The sequence below is a fragment of the Bradyrhizobium sp. Kon56 genome, assembly GCF_055807635.1.
The window spans coordinates 95,473-110,412 of record NZ_JBVVOU010000001.1 but is presented as its reverse complement, the minus strand read 5'-3'; the positions used below and the strand labels follow the sequence as shown (position 1 = coordinate 110,412).

Genomic DNA, 14,940 nt, shown 5'->3' with positions numbered 1-14,940 from the left:
CTCACTGAACAGCTTGCAGCGGCTGCAGGCTGCCGGACGCGCCGAGTACCACCATCGGCGTGTCCTCCTTGTATTCCGGCGCGGCTGCGACCTGTGCCTTGGTCAATTCCAGCGTGATGCTGTCCTTCTTGTTGGTGATCTTGCCGAATCGGAGCGCGTTCCAGTCCACCACGATCTTGCGGCTGCCGACGCCGAGGAAGCCGCCGAAATCGATCACGGCGGCGCGCACGTGCCCGCTCCGATCGACGATGACGTCGACGATGCGGCCCATGTCTTCGTTCGCCGCGCTGAGCACGTCACGGCCAAGCACACCGTGCGCATCGCTCGCGCCGATGATCGTGACCGACGGCGGTGGCGCGGCATTCTTTGGCGTGACGGGGACCGATGACGCCGGCGGCTGCGCCGTCGGCGGTGCATTCGCTTCCGTCGAGGGAGCGGGCGACTCCTCCGCGGCGCGTGACACGGCGAGAGTCGTTCCGCAGACGATCACGACGCCCAGAGCCAACCATCCGGCGGTACGCATGCACCCTCCTTCCGGCGCGCCGCTAGCGCGCCAGCACGATCGAGACCTGAATCTGGCCACGCGTGCGCAACACCTCCAGCGCCACGTCCTCGCCATGGCGGCTGACGCGCAGGTCCACGCTGGACTCGCCCAGACGCAGATCGCGCAAGATCACCTCGTGCAGGAACGCCGGCAGATGCGGATTGCGCAGCCGGATCTCGCCGCGCGCCACGTCGAACTCGATGCCCAGCGCCGCCTCCAATAGCGTGAACGCCGTTGCGCTGGCCCAGGCCTGCGGCGCGCAGGCGACCGGATAGAGCGTCGGGCCGCGCCGCTTTTCGCGCCGGAAACCGCAGAATAATTCGGGCAACCGGCGCAGGTCCATGTAGGTCGCGGCGTCGAACAATCCCTTGAAGACATGCGCGACCGAATGCTTGAGCCCATAACGCGCGAGCCCGAGCGCGATCAGCGCATTGTCGTGCGGCCAGATCGACCCGTCATGATAGGACATCGGATTGTAACGCACCTCGCCTTGCGCGACGGTGCGGATGCCCCAGCCCGAGAAGAAATGCGGCCGCATCAAATCGGCGGCGACGAGGCGCGCGCGGTCCTCGCGGATCATGCCGCTGAACAGGACCTGGCCGGCGTTGGAGGTCCGCACCTTGCAGGGCCGCTTCTTGCCGTCGAGCGCAAGCGCATAGGTACCGAGCTCCTCGCACCAGAACGCGGCCTCGAAACGCTCGGCCAGCGTCTTGGCCTCGGCCTCGAGCTTCTTGGCGAGATCAGGCTTGCCCAGCCGAAGCGCGCAGCGCGCGGCGAGCCGCTTGGCCGCAAAGACGTAACCTTGCACCTCGGCCAGCGCGAGATTGCCTTCCGCGAGCTGGCCATCAGCATGGAAGATCGCGTCGTAGGAATCCTTCCAGCCCTGGTTGGCGAGGCCCTTTTCCGTGGCGCGCTGATATTCGACGAAGCCGTCCTTGTCGGGGTCCCCCGGACCGTCGATCCAGGCCAGCCCCGCCTCGATCGCCGGCCACAGCTCGGTCAACGTCGTCTGGTCGCCGGTGCGCTCGAAATAGCTTCCCGCCAGCAGGACGAACAAGGCCGTGGAATCGACGCTGCCGTAATATTGCGCGAACGGTACCTCCCGCAGCGCCGCCATCTCGCCGCCGCGCATCTCATGCAGGATCTTGCCTGGCGCGGCATCGGCGAGCGGATCGACCGCCTTGGCTTGGAAATGGGCGAGCCGCCGCAGCACGCCCTTGGCGATTCGCGGATCGACCCACAGCATCTGCAACGCGGTGATCAGCCCGTCACGGCCGAACGTCGTCGAGTACCAGGGAATTCCCGCATAGGGATAGCGGCCCTGCGGCGTCTCCGTCATCAGCATGTTGAGGTCGGCCATGGCCTGGCACAGCACCTCGTTGAAGATGTTGTTGGAGGTCTCGATGCTGGCCGCCCCCATCGTCGATTGCCGCATCTCGCGGCGATGGGCGAGCAGGCTTCTGAAAAAGCGCGCAGGCTTCTCCGCGACCGGCCGATTGCAGGACACGGCCACGAACAAGGATTTCGACTCATGCGGGTCGAGTTCGAGCTGCCAGGTCGCAGCATTCACCGACAACTTGGTTGGGCGCGGGTCGAAATGCAGGCCCGTGGTGCGCTCGGCGTCATCGAGACCGCGGTAATCGAACAGCACGTCGGTCGGTCCCAACAGCCGGCTCGAGCCGATGCCGCGGCGCGGGCGCCGTTCGCCGCGGACCTCGAACAGATCGGCGAAATCGTTGTCGAACAGCAGCGTCAGCGCAAAGCCGGCTGGGCGGTCGCCGTGGTTCTGCACGCCGATGCGCTGATACGCGGTGCCGCGCCACAGGAAGATCGTGCGCACGATGTGCAGCAGGTCCTTTTGCAGCACGAGGCTGCCCTGCCGGTAGATGTCCGGATTGGTGAGATCGACGGTCAGGGCTGAGTTGTCGTCGCGCAGGTTCGAGCCCAGCAGTAACGGCTGGAGATCGTCGAGCACGAGCTCGAGCCTCGCAAGGTAGCGCGTGTCGTGATGAAACAGGCCATCGGGCCCGCCGGCCGAAGCGCCGATGTCACCATGGCTGTCGAGCACGATAAAGGTGTCGTCGTGCTTGAGCGAACGCCGCGGCCGCGCTGACGGTCCCGTCATCGGAATATAGAAAGGCTGCTCCGCGACCTGGTCCACGGTCCGCGTCACGGAGACGAATTGGGTAACGGCTTCAGCCGACATCAGCAGCTCCCCTGCGCTTGTTTCGACACGCAACCGACTCGAACGCGACTATTGGTTTACGCGGCGGCTTGGGCGAGCCGGCTCATTTCCTGCGTGACCAGCTCACGATAGGGCCCGTGGCCCTGCATCAGACGCTCGGGCGACCCGTCCTCGATGATCTTACCACCCCTCAACACGACCACGCGATCGAAATTGCGCAGGGTCGCGAGGCGATGCGCGATCGCGATGACCGTCCGGCCGCGCATCAGCCGCGACAACGCCTCGCGGATCGCCTCCTCGGATTCGCTGTCGAGCGCGGCGGTCGCCTCGTCCAGCAGCAGGATCGGCGCGTCCTTCAGGAAGGCGCGCGCGATTGCGATGCGCTGGCGCTGGCCGCCGGACATCTTGACGCCGCGGTCGCCGACCATGGTGTCGAGACCACCAGGCAGACTCTCGACGAAATCGCAGCGCGCCGCAATGGCCGCACGCAGCACCTCGTCGTCGGTCGCGTTCGGGCGACCATAGCGGATATTCTCGCGAATCGAGCGGTGGAACAAGGAAATGTCCTGCGGCACGACCGAGATGGCCTCGCGCAGGCTCAGCTGCGTCACCTTGGAAATGTCCTGGCCGTCGATGGTGATACTTCCCTCGTCGGTATCGTAGAAGCGCTGGAGCAGCGTGAACAGCGTCGACTTGCCGCCGCCGGACTGGCCGACCAGGCCGACGCGCTGGCCGGGTTGCAGCCGCAGGCTGAAGCGCTCGAAGATCTTTTCGCCGCCGGGATAGCCGAAGGTGACATTGTTGAACGCGATCGCGGCGCCGCTCTTCACCAGCGGCTCGGCCTCGGGGTGGTCGCGCAATTCATGCGGCACCAGCAGTGTGGCGATCGCCTCGGTCAGCCGCGCAACGTGCTGGGTGACGTCGACCAGCGCCACCGCGAGATCGCGCGTCGCGTTCAGTATGGAGAGACCGAGGGTGCAGACCAGCACGACGTCGCCGGTCGTTGCCCTGCCGTCCTGCCAGAGCATGATCGCCCAGGCCATCAGGGCGATCGTGAGCACGACTGTGACGCCGGCATGGATAAGCCGCAGCTTCTCCAGATAGCGCAGGCTGCGGCCGCGCGCGGTGAGCTCCCGGTTCACGGTCGCGTCGAACCGCTCATGCTCGTGCCCGATGCCGCAGAAGGCGCGCACCAGCGGCATGTTGCTGATGACGTCGATCATCTCGCCGTCGACGACGGCGGCTTTGTCGGCGAAGTCGTCATGCAGAGGTTTCCCTGCGGCCGCAAGGCGGAACATCGCAAGCACCATGCCGCCGGCAATCACCATCAGGCCGAGTGCCATGTAAGGGCTGACGGTTCCAATCAGCGCGATGGCCGCAACTGTTGCGATGCACGGCGGCAACACATTCCAGACGAACATGTTTTCGACCGTGAACACCGCATTGGACGTCGCCGTGATGCGGCTCGTCAGCATGCCGGGCATCCGGTCGGAGAAGTAGCTCGGCGCGTGGCCGGTCAGATGACGAAATATGTCACGGCGTAAATCACCCGTGACACGGACGAAGGTGAAGCTGGCGGTCCAGCTCGCGATCCGCCAAAGGAAATTATCGGCGGCGATCAACGTCATGAGGAAAATGAATGCCAGCCATACGCTCCCACCATGCGAAGCGCCGGCCGACAAGCTGTCGACCAGGGATTTGACGCCATACTGAGTGCCTACTGAGCAGGCAACGGCCGCCACCACAGCGGTCAGGATCACGAGATGCGACGCGAGCCGACGCCGAAGATAGCGCAAAACAAAGGCAAACGGCCGGTGCGCATACCCAGAAAGATGATCCATGTGACTATTGACCCCGTCGTGATGATTCAAACTTTTGTTGTTAGCCGACTGAACATCGACCACTTCGCCTCGGTTCCCGGGCAACGCCATCACGACATGCGGATGCGGGCGTTCTGCGAAGATGTGATGGCAGCATCGCGACAGGCGTCCGACGTGTCGAAACAGGCGTCCGACGTGTCGAATAAGTAACGTTCGGAAGGAGGAACTTCGCAAGTGCGGGAACGTTCCCTTGTCTGGCGTGCCGGTGCTGAACAGGCGGGGGCTTTCTACAATCATGATCGCACAGAGGAGATGGTGAGATGCGCATCGCGCAGGTAGCTCCGTTGACGGAGGCTGTTCCACCCAAGCTGTATGGCGGCACCGAGCGGGTGGTGCATTGGTTGACGGAAGAGCTGGTGGCCCTTGGGCACGACGTAACGCTGTTCGCCAGCGGCGACTCGCAGACCTCGGCGAAGCTGGACGCGTTATGGCCCCGGGCGCTCCGCCTCGACGGTTCCGTGCGCGATCCCAATGCGCTGCACATGGTGATGCTGGAGCGGGTGCGGCAGAAATGTGACGACGAGGAGTTCGACTTCCTCCACTTCCATCTCGATTATTATCCGTGGTCGCTGTTCTACCGGCAGCCGACACCGTTCCTGACCACGCTGCACGGCCGGCTCGACCTGCCGGAGCATCAACCGGTCTTCAACACCTTCTCGAAGGTCCCCGTCATCTCGATCTCGAACGCGCAGCGCCGGCCGGTGCCGCAGGCGAACTGGGTGAGGACGATCCACCACGGCCTGCCGGAGAACCTGCTGACGCCGAAGCCGGCGAAACAGGAATACCTCGCCGTGCTTGGCCGCATCGCACCGGAAAAGGGCGTCGACCGCGCCATCAAGATCGCGACGCATTGTGGCATTCCGCTCAAGATCGCCGCCAAGGTTGATCGTGCCGACCAGGATTACTATGACGAGCTGATCCGGCCGATGATCGAGAACAATCCGCTGGTGGAATTCATCGGCGAGATCAGCGATCACGAGAAGTCGGACTTTTTGAGCGGCGCGCTGGGCTTATTGCTCCCGATCGACTGGCCGGAGCCGTTTGGCCTGGTGATGATCGAGGCCATGGCTTGCGGAACGCCGGTCATCGCCTTCAACCGCGGCTCAGTGCCGGAGATCATCGACGAGGGCCTCACCGGCTTCGTCGTCGAGGACGTCCTCAGCGCGGCCGGCGTCGTCGGCCGCCTGCAGCAACTCGACCGCTCCGTCATTCGCAAGCAGTTCGAGACGCGTTTCACGGCGCGTCGCATGGCGCTGGATTATCTCGCGGCCTATCGCAGCCTCGGCGAGGAACAGGCGCCGCGGATCAAGCTGGTGAGCAGCGCGGAGTAGCCACTGTCATGCCCCGCATAGGCGGGGCATCCAGAACCCCGCGGCAGCAGTTTGCTCACGCAACTCCCGCCGCGGAGTACTGGATCGTCCGGTCAAGCCGGACGATGACAGTAGGAACGCGGTGACGGCTGCCCTACCTCACCACGGCCCGCTTCGGCTCGACGATCTCGAACATGCGCGGGAATTCGTCCATCAGGCCCATCAGCTCGGCGAGGCGCATCGGGTTGCCGGCGAATTTGACCTTGCCGGCGGCCACGGCCTCCGGGAAGCTGGTCAGTTTTGCGATCACCTCGTCGAGCGTCGACCGCGCCAGCGTGAAGCTGGCATCGGCATTGTGCGCCTGCATGCCCTCTGTGTAAGTCAGCGCGCAGTTCTCCAGATTGAGCACGAAGGTCTCGCCGGTGTCGGAGAAGCTCCAGTTCAGCACGATGTGCTTTCCTTCCGCCTTTGGTCCGTTCAGGCGGATGCCGAGCACGTCCCAGAGCTGTGAGGTGCGCAGCGCCGCCAGCGTCTCGCGCGGCATCGGCGGGCGCGCCGGCACCTTCGGCATGCCCTGGCGCAATTCCTGCGCGCCGAACAGATAGGCATTGCGCCAGGTCGCGCTTTCAGCAGCGTAGCCGAGCTGCTCCAGCGTATCCGCCAGCAATGCACGCGCCGCCGCGTTGTCCGGCTGGGCAAAGACGAGATGGCCGAGCGCCTGCGCCACGAAGCGGAATTCGCCCTTGTCGAAATCGGCACGCGCCCGCGCGAGGATGGCGTCGGCGCCGCCCATGTACTCGACGTATTTCTTGCCCGACTCAACCGGGGGCAAGGGATCGAGATTGACCGGATTGGCGTCGTACCAGCCCAGATATTTTTGATAGATCGCCTTCACATTGTGCCGGATGTGGCCGTAATAGCCGCGGCCGTGCCAGGCGCCCTCCAGGCTCTTGGGCAGCTGGATCGTTTCAGCGATCTCGGCCGCGGTGAGGCCGTGGTTCATCAGGCGGATGGTCTGGTCATGCGCGAATTTGTAGAGGTCGCGCTGCTGCCGGATCATCGTGCCGATGCGTTCGTGTCCCCACACCGGCCAGTGATGCTGGCCGCACATCGCCTCCGCCTTGCCATCCCAGAGCTGCAAGGCCTCGCCCAGATATTTCGACCAGGCCAGCGCGTCGCGCACATCGGCGCCGCGGAACGGCAGCAGATTGTGGAAATTGTGGGTGCAGTTCTCGGCGAGGTTCAACAGCTTGTAGCGCGGGATGAAGAAATGCATCTCCGCCGGCGCTTCGCTGTTCGGCGCCATCTGGAATTCGAATTCAACGCCGTCGATTACGCGCCGGTCGCCGGTCGCCATGATCAGGTCAGTCGGTCGCAGCAGCGCCACCGAACCTGCCGCCATCGACTTGCCGAGGCCGCAATCGACCTGCCCGCGCGCGCCCTTGGCGAGGAGCGGCCCGAACTGGTGCTGCGCCCGGCGCAGCATCGCAGGTCCCGCGATGATGTTCTCGGAGACGGCATGCTCCATGAACAAGTTCGGCGCGATGATCGGCACGCGGCCGCTCGCGAGTGCATCCTCCTCCAGCACGCCGCGCGCACCACCCCAATGGTCGGTGTGGGTATGGGTGAAGATCACGGCCGCGACCGGCCGCTGGCCACGATGCCTGTAGTAGAGATCGAGCGCGGCGCGCGCGCCCTCGATCGAGGTCAGGGTGTCGACGACGATGACGCCGCTGTGGCCTTCGATCAGCGTCGTGTTGGCAATGTCGAGCCCCGCACCTGGTACACGCCGGGCACGACCTCGAAAAGGCCGTGCTGCATGTTGAGCCGCGACTGCCGCCACAGGCTCGGATTGACCGTGGTCGGCGCCTGCTCGGCGGCAAGAAAGGCGTACGGCTCGAGGCTCCAGACCGTCCGCCCTTGCGGATTGGTGATCTCCGCGTTCTCGATCGTGCCGAGGAAGCCGCGCGCGGCGTCGTCGAAATCGCGCGTGTCGGAAAACGGCAGTGCATTCAGCATCGCCGTTTGCTGCGCGATGACGGACGGCGTTGCGCCCTTCGGCTCGTTGCTGGACGTGTCCGTCATCTCGATCTCCTCCCCGCCTGTTGCGCGGCATCTAACCGCATCCCGCGGCCGATTGCCATGACGGGAGGGCGCAGCAATGCGTAGCCCCGCGCCCACAGGTGGAGAGAAGCAGCGTGTTCGCGGGCTACATGCCCAACAGCCTCGGCAGCCACAGCGACAGGCCGGGCCAATAGGTCACGACCACCAGGAATCCCAACATCGTCAGCAGCCATGGCCACACCGCGACCGTGAGCTCGGTGATACCCATCTTGGCGATGCCTGAGGCCACGTAGAGATTGAGGCCGACCGGCGGATGGCACAGCCCGACCTCCATGTTGACCGTCATCAGGATGCCGAAATGGATCGGATCGATGCCGAGCTTGATCGCAACCGGAAACAGGATCGGCGCCATGATCAGGATGATCGAGGATGGCTCCATCACGTTGCCGGCTAATAGCAGCAGGAGATTGACGACGAGGAGGAAGCCGATCCAGCCGAGGCCCTGGTCGATCATCCATTGCGCGAGCGCTTGCGGCACGTTCTCGTAAGTCATCAGGAACGAGAACAAGACGGCGTTGGTGATGATGTAGAGCAGCATCGCTGAAAGATTTGCCGACGACAGCAGCACCCGCGGCACGTCTCGCAGCTTCAGATCCTTGTAGATGAACACTGCGACGATGAAGGCGTACACCGCGCTGACGGCGGCAGCTTCGGTCGGTGTGAACAGGCCGCTGTAGATGCCACCGATCACGATCACGATCAGCAGGATACCCCAGATCGACTTGCGGAACGCATCGAAGCGTTCGTAGAGGGTTGCTTTCGGCATCCTCGGATAGTCGTTACGCCAGGCCCGGTAGAACGTCGTGGCGCCAAGCAGCATGGCGAGCACCATTCCCGGCACGATGCCGGCGATGAACAGCTTGCCGACGGAGGTGTTGGTGGAGACGGCAAACAGCACCATTGGAATCGACGGTGGAATGAGAATTCCCAGCGAGCCGGAGGTCGTGATCACGCCCGCCCCGAACTTCTTGGGAAATCCCTGCGCGACCATCGCGGGCAGGATCACCGATCCGATCGCCACCACGGTGGCCGGCGACGAGCCGGAAATCGCGGCGAACAGCGCGCAGGCGACCACGCCCGAGAGCGCAAGGCCTCCGTACCAATGGCCGACCAGCGAAGTCGCGAACGTGATCATCCGGCGCGCCACGCCGCCATGGGTCAGGAAGTTGCCGGCAAGGATGAAGAACGGGATCGCCATGATCTCGAAGCTCTCGATGCCGGTAAACAGCTTCAGCGCCACCGATTCCGTCCGTACGTCGGTCAACGTGAACATGAAGCTGAGCACGGTCAGGCCGAGCGCGATGGAGATCGGCATGCCCGTGAGCATCAACGACAGCAGAAGGCCGAAAACCACGGCGACACGCAGGCCCTGCGGCATCGTGATCACGTGCGCCGAATGGGCGAAGCACACGGCGACGATCAGGACCGGCAACAACATCAGGACCCAGCCGAGCGGGCTGCGTTCGTCGCGGACGACCTGACTGCGCGTGACCGGGGCCGGATGGACCGGGTCTATTTCGACGCCCTCGACGCCTGCCATGTCGTGATGCGGCAGTTCGCCGGTGCGATAGAACGACCAGGCGACCTGCAGGAAGCGGAAGCACATCAGCCCGGAGCCGAGCGGGATGGTGAGATACACCAGCCACATCGGTGCTTCCAAGTCGTTGGATTGCTGGCCGGTCTGCCACATCTGGCCGACGAACGCGGCCCCGAAATAGCACACGATGGCAGTGAAAAGGGCGCCGCACATCAGGCCGAACGTGATGACGCGGCGGCGCGATCCGCCGGGAAGGACATTGACCAGGACGTCGACGCCTACATGGATGCCGGTGCGCACCCCGTAGGCCGCACCGAACTTCGCCATCCAGATGAACATGTAGATGCAGAGTTCCTGCGCCCAGGACAAGTCGAGAGCGGCAAGCCAGACGAACGCCGCTCGCGCGGGCGCGGCCAGCAAGGACAGGTTGCGCGCCTCCGCCCATTTGGCGATGTCGATCGACAGCCCGGCGCCATATCGGTGCAGCACGGCAACGAAGATGAGCAATGTCGCGGCCGCGATCATCGTCGCGATCAGCCATTCCTCGAGATGATCGAGCACACGATTCAATGCACGCAGCAACTTGGTCCCCTCAGCTTGGCTCATCATTCAAGAGCAACGGCCGGGAGTGCGATCACCCCCGACCGTTCATGGTTGTTCTTCCAGCGCGCCGGCGTCAGTTCATCTTGACGTCGAGTTCCTTGGCGAGGAGATCGAGCACCTCCTGCCCGACCCGCCCCTTTGCCCATTTGTAGGTCGGCTGCATCGCCTCCTGCCACGCCTTGCGATCGGCGTCAGTCAGATAATGCAGCGTGGTCTTGCCCGTCTTCTTGATCTCGGCCAGCGCATCCTCGTTTTCCTGACGCGCGATCGAATTGGTGTAGTCGGTCGCCTCGTTCATCGCCTTCTCGAGCTGGGCGCGGATATCGGGCGGCAGGCCGGACCAGAATTTCGAATTGACGATGACGGCATATTGCAGGTGCGCGTGATAGGACACCGTGATGTCCTTCTGCACCTCGTAGAACTTCTGAGTCAGGTAATTGGACGCGGTATTCTCGCAGCCGTCGACCACGCCCGTCTGCAAAGCCTGGTAGACTTCGGAAAACGCCATGATCTGAGGGATCGAACCCATGATACGGAGATATTGGTCGGCGACCTTCGATCCGGAGATGCGGAATTTGAGACCCTGGAAATCGGTCGGCTTTATCAGGGCACGGTTGGCGGAGAGCATGTGGAAGCCGTTGTCCCAATAAGCGAGCCCGGTGATGCCCTTGGTCTCGAGCTTATCGAACAGCCACTTGCCGATCGTGCCCTTCATCGCGTTGGAATAGGTTTGATCGTCCTTGAACAACCAAGGCAGGTCGAGCGCCTCGAACTCCTTGATACCGAGCGGTGCGAACTTCGCGGTCGAGGGGGCGAGCATGTGCACCGAGCCGAGCTGCAGCGCCTCGATCTCCTCCTTGTCCTTGTACAGCGTGGAGTTCGGGTAGATTTCGACCTTGACCTTGCCGTCGGTGTACTTCTCCGCAAGTTCCTTGAACTTCAGGGCGCCCTTGCCCTTGGGAGTATCGTTGGCGACGACGTGGCTGAATTTGATGACGATCGGGCTCTGGGCCTCGGCAACGGCGGGCCCCACGAGAACAGCTGCGGCGGCGACCGCAAGAAGCAGCTTGCGCATGAACGAACCTCCCAACAACCTCTAAAACCGGGTCTTTTTTGTTTTCCGATTTCAGTACTGACAGCAATCCGCCACCCGAACAACTAGACCTAAGCCCAATTTGCCGCAGCCAAGCAACCTTCAAGCTATCTTGGCCGCTGCTGAATGCGCAACCCGGCACCTGCTGCCGCTCCCGGAAACGAGCGCTTATGTCGCATTGCGGCAGTGCGATCAGCCGTTGCGCTGGGCGACCATGAACAGACGCCGGAACGGAAACAGCGTCTGTCCCGCGGCGTTCTTCGGATAGGCTTTCGCGACCCGCATCCCATAGGCGGCTTCGAACGCGGCCTTCTCGTCGCCCTGCAAGATGTCGAGATAGCGCGTCAGCCAGGTCCCCTTGGTCCACTCCTTCACGGGATTCTCGCCTTCCAGCACCTGCAGATATTCGGTCTCCCAGATGTCGATATTGGCCGACATCGGAGCAAGAAGACCGTGATAATCGGCCGGCGCTTCGACCGGCGGCGGCGTGACGAGATGCTCGACCTTGGACCGCCAGGGACCGTTCAGCGCGGTCTCGCCGATCAGCACATGCGAGGGCGCCAGAAAGTTGCGCGGCATCTGCACAGCGAGCATTCCGCCGGGCGTCACCTTCTCCATGATCGACGGAAACAGGGCCGCATGATTGGGCAGCCAGTGCAGCGCGGCATTGGAGTAGACGACGTCATATTGCTTCGTCGGACGCCAGTGGCCGAGATCCTCGTGTGACCATTCCACGTCCGGCGCCGCCTTGCGGCCGGCGGCGACCATCTCGGCCGAACCCTCGACACCGGTCACCGTCGCGTCCGGCCAACGCTCCTTGATCAGCTTGGTGACGTTGCCGGCGCCGGCGCCGAGATCGGCAATCGCACGCGGACCAGAATCCGGGATCCGCATCAAGAGGTCGACGGCGGGCCGGAGCCGGTGGCCGGAGAATTTCAGATATTGCTGCGGATCCCAGACCATCGCTCGGCGCCTTTTCTTTTTCGTGTTCCCTTCAACGCGGCTCTTGGTTACCACTGCTCCTCCCGGTCGGGCAAATCAGGCTGACGGGGACAGGGCAGGAAAACGAACAGAAGAACGAACAGCCCAGCGACAAGCAGAAAAGCGAACAAGAGGGCGTGTCACCATGGATCTCGGGCTCAAATCGAAAACCGCCGTCGTCACCGGAGCGAGCGTCGGCATCGGCCGTGCCATCGCCAAGGGCTTGGCTGCCGAAGGCGTGCGCGTCGTCGGCGTGGCACGGCGCACCGACCTGCTCGCCGAGCTGGTAACGGAAGTCGGCTCCGGTCTGATCACGCCATTCGAGCAGGACGTGATGGCCAAGGACGCGGCCGAGAAGATTTCGGCGTTCGCGCTCAAAGAGCTCGGCCATGTCGACATCCTGATCAACAATGCCGGCGGAAGCCGCCCCCTCCCCGTCGATGCGCCTGACAGCCAATGGGACGAGGCGATCGCGCTGAATTTCACCAGCTACCGCCGCATCGCGCATGCGCTGCTGCCGCAGATGATCGAGCGCAAATGGGGCCGCATCGTCAACATCACCGGCAAGTCCGAGCCGGAAGGCCTCAACGCCGCGTTTGCCGCCAAAGCCGCCGTGCACGCCTGGGCCAAAGGCCTGTCGCGCGAGATCGGCGAGCACGGCATCACCATCAACTGCATCCCGCCCGGCCGCATCATGAGCGAACAGATCCGCCGCAACTACGCGCCTGATTATCGCGAGCGCTTCGCGGAAGAAGAGATCCCGGTCGGCTATTGGGGCGAGCCGGAAGACCTCGCCGCGCTCGCGGTGTTCCTGGCATCACCCGTGGCGCGCTACATCACGGGCACGGTGATCCCGGTGGATGGGGGGTTGCGGAGGTATCAGTTCTAGAACCGATTGGACTTCGTAGGATGGTTAGAGCGCAGCGAAACCCATCGACAGCATACGACGTGAACCTGATGGGTTTCGCAAGTGCTCTACCCATCCTACGGCCTACCGCCTTACTCATGCAGCAGCGTTTGCCAGTCCGGAGGCACCGCGCCGTCCGGTCCGGGCACCGGCTGATCCAACGGATGCGCGTGAGGACCTTGAAGCTTCGGGCCGGCGAAAGCCTCTCCCGTGCGATAGTCGTAAAACCATCGTTCGCCCGGCTCGAAGCTCGTGATGATCGGATGACCTGTCGCCGCGCTGTGTTTCGTTGCGTGCTGATTTGGTGACGCATCACAGCAGCCGATGTGACCGCATTCGACACATCTGCGAAGGTGAAACCACCACCCGCCCGCAGCCGAGCATTCCACGCACCCCGTTCCGCTTGGTTTGGCCGCGAGATTGATGCCACCCCTCTCAGACTTCATAGGTCAGCTCACTGAAATTGCCCGCAGCCACCACCGATGCATTCACGCCGCGATCTCCGCCACGATCGCATTTTGCCAGTGTTTTGCCCGACGGGTCAACGTCATGGCAGCGGCGAATGCCGCCGCTGCGCGGTTCGGAAATCCCTTATTAATCAAGGGGCCTTCTACTGTGCATGGGGTTGTTTTCGCGCTTTTTTGTTTTGAGCCCTTAAAAAAAACAAGGCCCCGCATAACCACTCACCCGGCCTGCAGGATTTCCGCAATCGCCGCCCCCGCGGCGATCGTGCCGAGCTTTCCGCCGACATCGCGCGTTGCCCTGCCCTCGCCGATCGCTTTTGCCACCGCCGCCTCGATCGCACGTGCGGCTTCCTCGTAGCGCACCGCGCCGCTATTCTCGCCGTGCCATCCGAGCAGCAGGGCCGTGGACAGGATCAGCGAGACTGGATTGGCAACATCCTGTCCGGCTATGTCAGGCGCCGAGCCATGCGCGGCCTGCGCCATGGCGAAGCTGTCGCCGACATTGAGCGAGCCGCCGAGACCGAGGCTGCCGGAGAGTTCGGCGGTGAGATCGGACAGGATGTCGCCAAACATGTTGGTGGCGACGATGACGTCGAAGCGGTCGGGGTTGCGCACCACATGCGCCATCATGGCGTCGACGAGGATGTCGTCGACCTCAAGGCCGGGATAGGCCTTCGCCGCCTCGCGGCAGATCTCGAGGAACATGCCGTCACCGAGCTTGAGCACATTGGCCTTGTGCACGATGGTGAGATGCTTGCGCCGCTTCATCGCCAGCCGGCACGCCGCATGCGCGATGCGCTCGCAGCACAGGCGCGTGATCCGGCGCAGCGAGATCACGACGTCCGATGTGACCAGCATCTCGCCGTTGCCCTGCTCCATGTTGCGGTCGGCGTAAAACCCTTCCGTATTTTCGCGCACCACGACGAGGTCGAAATCGCCGACCCGGCCGGACAGCCCCGCATAGGTGCGTGCCGGCCTGACATTGGCGTAGAGGTCGAGGTTCTTGCGAAAATATCGCGACGGGTTGATCTCGCCATGGGCCTCGTCCTTGAAGTCGAAGGTCGCGGTCGGCCCGAGGATCAGGCCGTCGGCGGCGCGGACGATGTCGAGCAGCTCGGGGCGCACCGTCGTGCCAAATTGTTTGAGGCTCGCATGCCCGACCGCGTGCTCCTCCAGCTGCAGATTGAGCTGGAAGCGTTCGGAGGCCGCGCGCAACACGCCTGATGTTGCGGCCGTGATCTCGGGCCCGATGCCGTCACCGGGCAAAACGACGATGTGCATGGCGGTCCCCTGACATTGCAGCAGTTCGCGC

General features: G+C 63.7%; 11 protein-coding genes and 2 pseudogenes. 3 read left to right on the top strand and 10 right to left on the bottom strand.

Annotated elements, in window-relative coordinates:
- Position 1: 1 nt before the first annotated feature.
- From AC0L3B_RS00480 to AC0L3B_RS00470, 3 genes are read right to left on the bottom strand one after another with little or no spacing between them, the layout of a single operon-like run.
- Entirely contained in the window at positions 2-523 is a 522-nt protein-coding gene (locus AC0L3B_RS00480; RefSeq protein WP_026233310.1) for a PRC-barrel domain-containing protein, read from the bottom strand.
- Between the two features lie 22 nt (positions 524-545).
- Positions 546-2,750 (bottom strand): amylo-alpha-1,6-glucosidase, encoded by a 2,205-nt coding sequence (locus AC0L3B_RS00475; RefSeq protein ID WP_473379892.1) that lies wholly within the window; start codon positions 2,748-2,750, stop codon positions 546-548.
- Between the two features lie 56 nt (positions 2,751-2,806).
- A complete protein-coding gene (locus AC0L3B_RS00470) occupies positions 2,807-4,570 on the bottom strand; it encodes an ABC transporter ATP-binding protein (protein ID WP_026233312.1) in 1,764 nt (587 codons plus the stop codon).
- Here AC0L3B_RS00470 and AC0L3B_RS00465 point away from each other — a divergent pair.
- Entirely contained in the window at positions 4,493-4,759 is a 267-nt protein-coding gene (locus AC0L3B_RS00465; RefSeq protein ID WP_247300332.1) for a hypothetical protein, read from the top strand. The genes AC0L3B_RS00470 and AC0L3B_RS00465 overlap by 78 nt on opposite strands.
- 110 nt (positions 4,760-4,869) lie before the next feature.
- Entirely contained in the window at positions 4,870-5,940 is a 1,071-nt protein-coding gene (locus tag AC0L3B_RS00460; RefSeq protein ID WP_018457145.1) for a glycosyltransferase family 4 protein, read from the top strand.
- A 133-nt stretch (positions 5,941-6,073) separates the two neighbouring features.
- Here AC0L3B_RS00460 and AC0L3B_RS00455 read toward each other — a convergent pair.
- The 5 genes and pseudogenes from AC0L3B_RS00455 to AC0L3B_RS00435 form a co-directional block, all read right to left on the bottom strand.
- Positions 6,074-8,004, bottom strand: a pseudogene (locus AC0L3B_RS00455) (alkyl/aryl-sulfatase).
- Positions 8,005-8,128: 124 nt separating this feature from the next.
- Positions 8,129-9,421 carry a TRAP transporter large permease gene (locus AC0L3B_RS00450; protein ID WP_039799985.1) on the bottom strand — a complete coding sequence of 431 codons (1,293 nt, stop codon included), beginning with the start codon at positions 9,419-9,421 and terminating at the stop codon, positions 8,129-8,131.
- 204 nt (positions 9,422-9,625) lie between these two features.
- Positions 9,626-10,105 (bottom strand): annotated as a pseudogene (locus AC0L3B_RS00445) (TRAP transporter small permease); the annotation flags it as partial.
- Positions 10,106-10,256: 151 nt separating this feature from the next.
- Positions 10,257-11,258, bottom strand: coding sequence for a DctP family TRAP transporter solute-binding subunit (locus AC0L3B_RS00440; protein WP_018457148.1), 1,002 nt, complete (start codon positions 11,256-11,258; stop codon positions 10,257-10,259).
- A 210-nt stretch (positions 11,259-11,468) separates the two neighbouring features.
- Entirely contained in the window at positions 11,469-12,239 is a 771-nt protein-coding gene (locus AC0L3B_RS00435) for a methyltransferase domain-containing protein (RefSeq protein ID WP_473379891.1), read from the bottom strand.
- 163 nt (positions 12,240-12,402) lie between these two features.
- Between AC0L3B_RS00435 and AC0L3B_RS00430 the strand changes: the two genes are divergently transcribed.
- On the top strand, positions 12,403-13,146 hold the full coding sequence (locus tag AC0L3B_RS00430; protein ID WP_085352088.1) for an SDR family NAD(P)-dependent oxidoreductase: 744 nt from the start codon (positions 12,403-12,405) through the stop codon (positions 13,144-13,146).
- 110 nt (positions 13,147-13,256) lie between these two features.
- Here AC0L3B_RS00430 and AC0L3B_RS00425 read toward each other — a convergent pair whose 3' ends face one another.
- Together AC0L3B_RS00425 and AC0L3B_RS00420 are read right to left on the bottom strand one after the other, a co-directional pair.
- The gene (locus AC0L3B_RS00425; RefSeq protein ID WP_081747934.1) at positions 13,257-13,610 is read right to left on the bottom strand and encodes a UBP-type zinc finger domain-containing protein; all 354 of its coding nucleotides are present in this window, start codon (positions 13,608-13,610) and stop codon (positions 13,257-13,259) included.
- A gap of 237 nt (positions 13,611-13,847) precedes the next feature.
- Positions 13,848-14,909: an isocitrate/isopropylmalate dehydrogenase family protein gene (locus AC0L3B_RS00420; RefSeq protein ID WP_247300302.1), complete on the bottom strand. Its 1,062-nt coding sequence runs from the start codon at positions 14,907-14,909 to the stop codon at positions 13,848-13,850.
- Positions 14,910-14,940 lie beyond the last annotated feature (31 nt).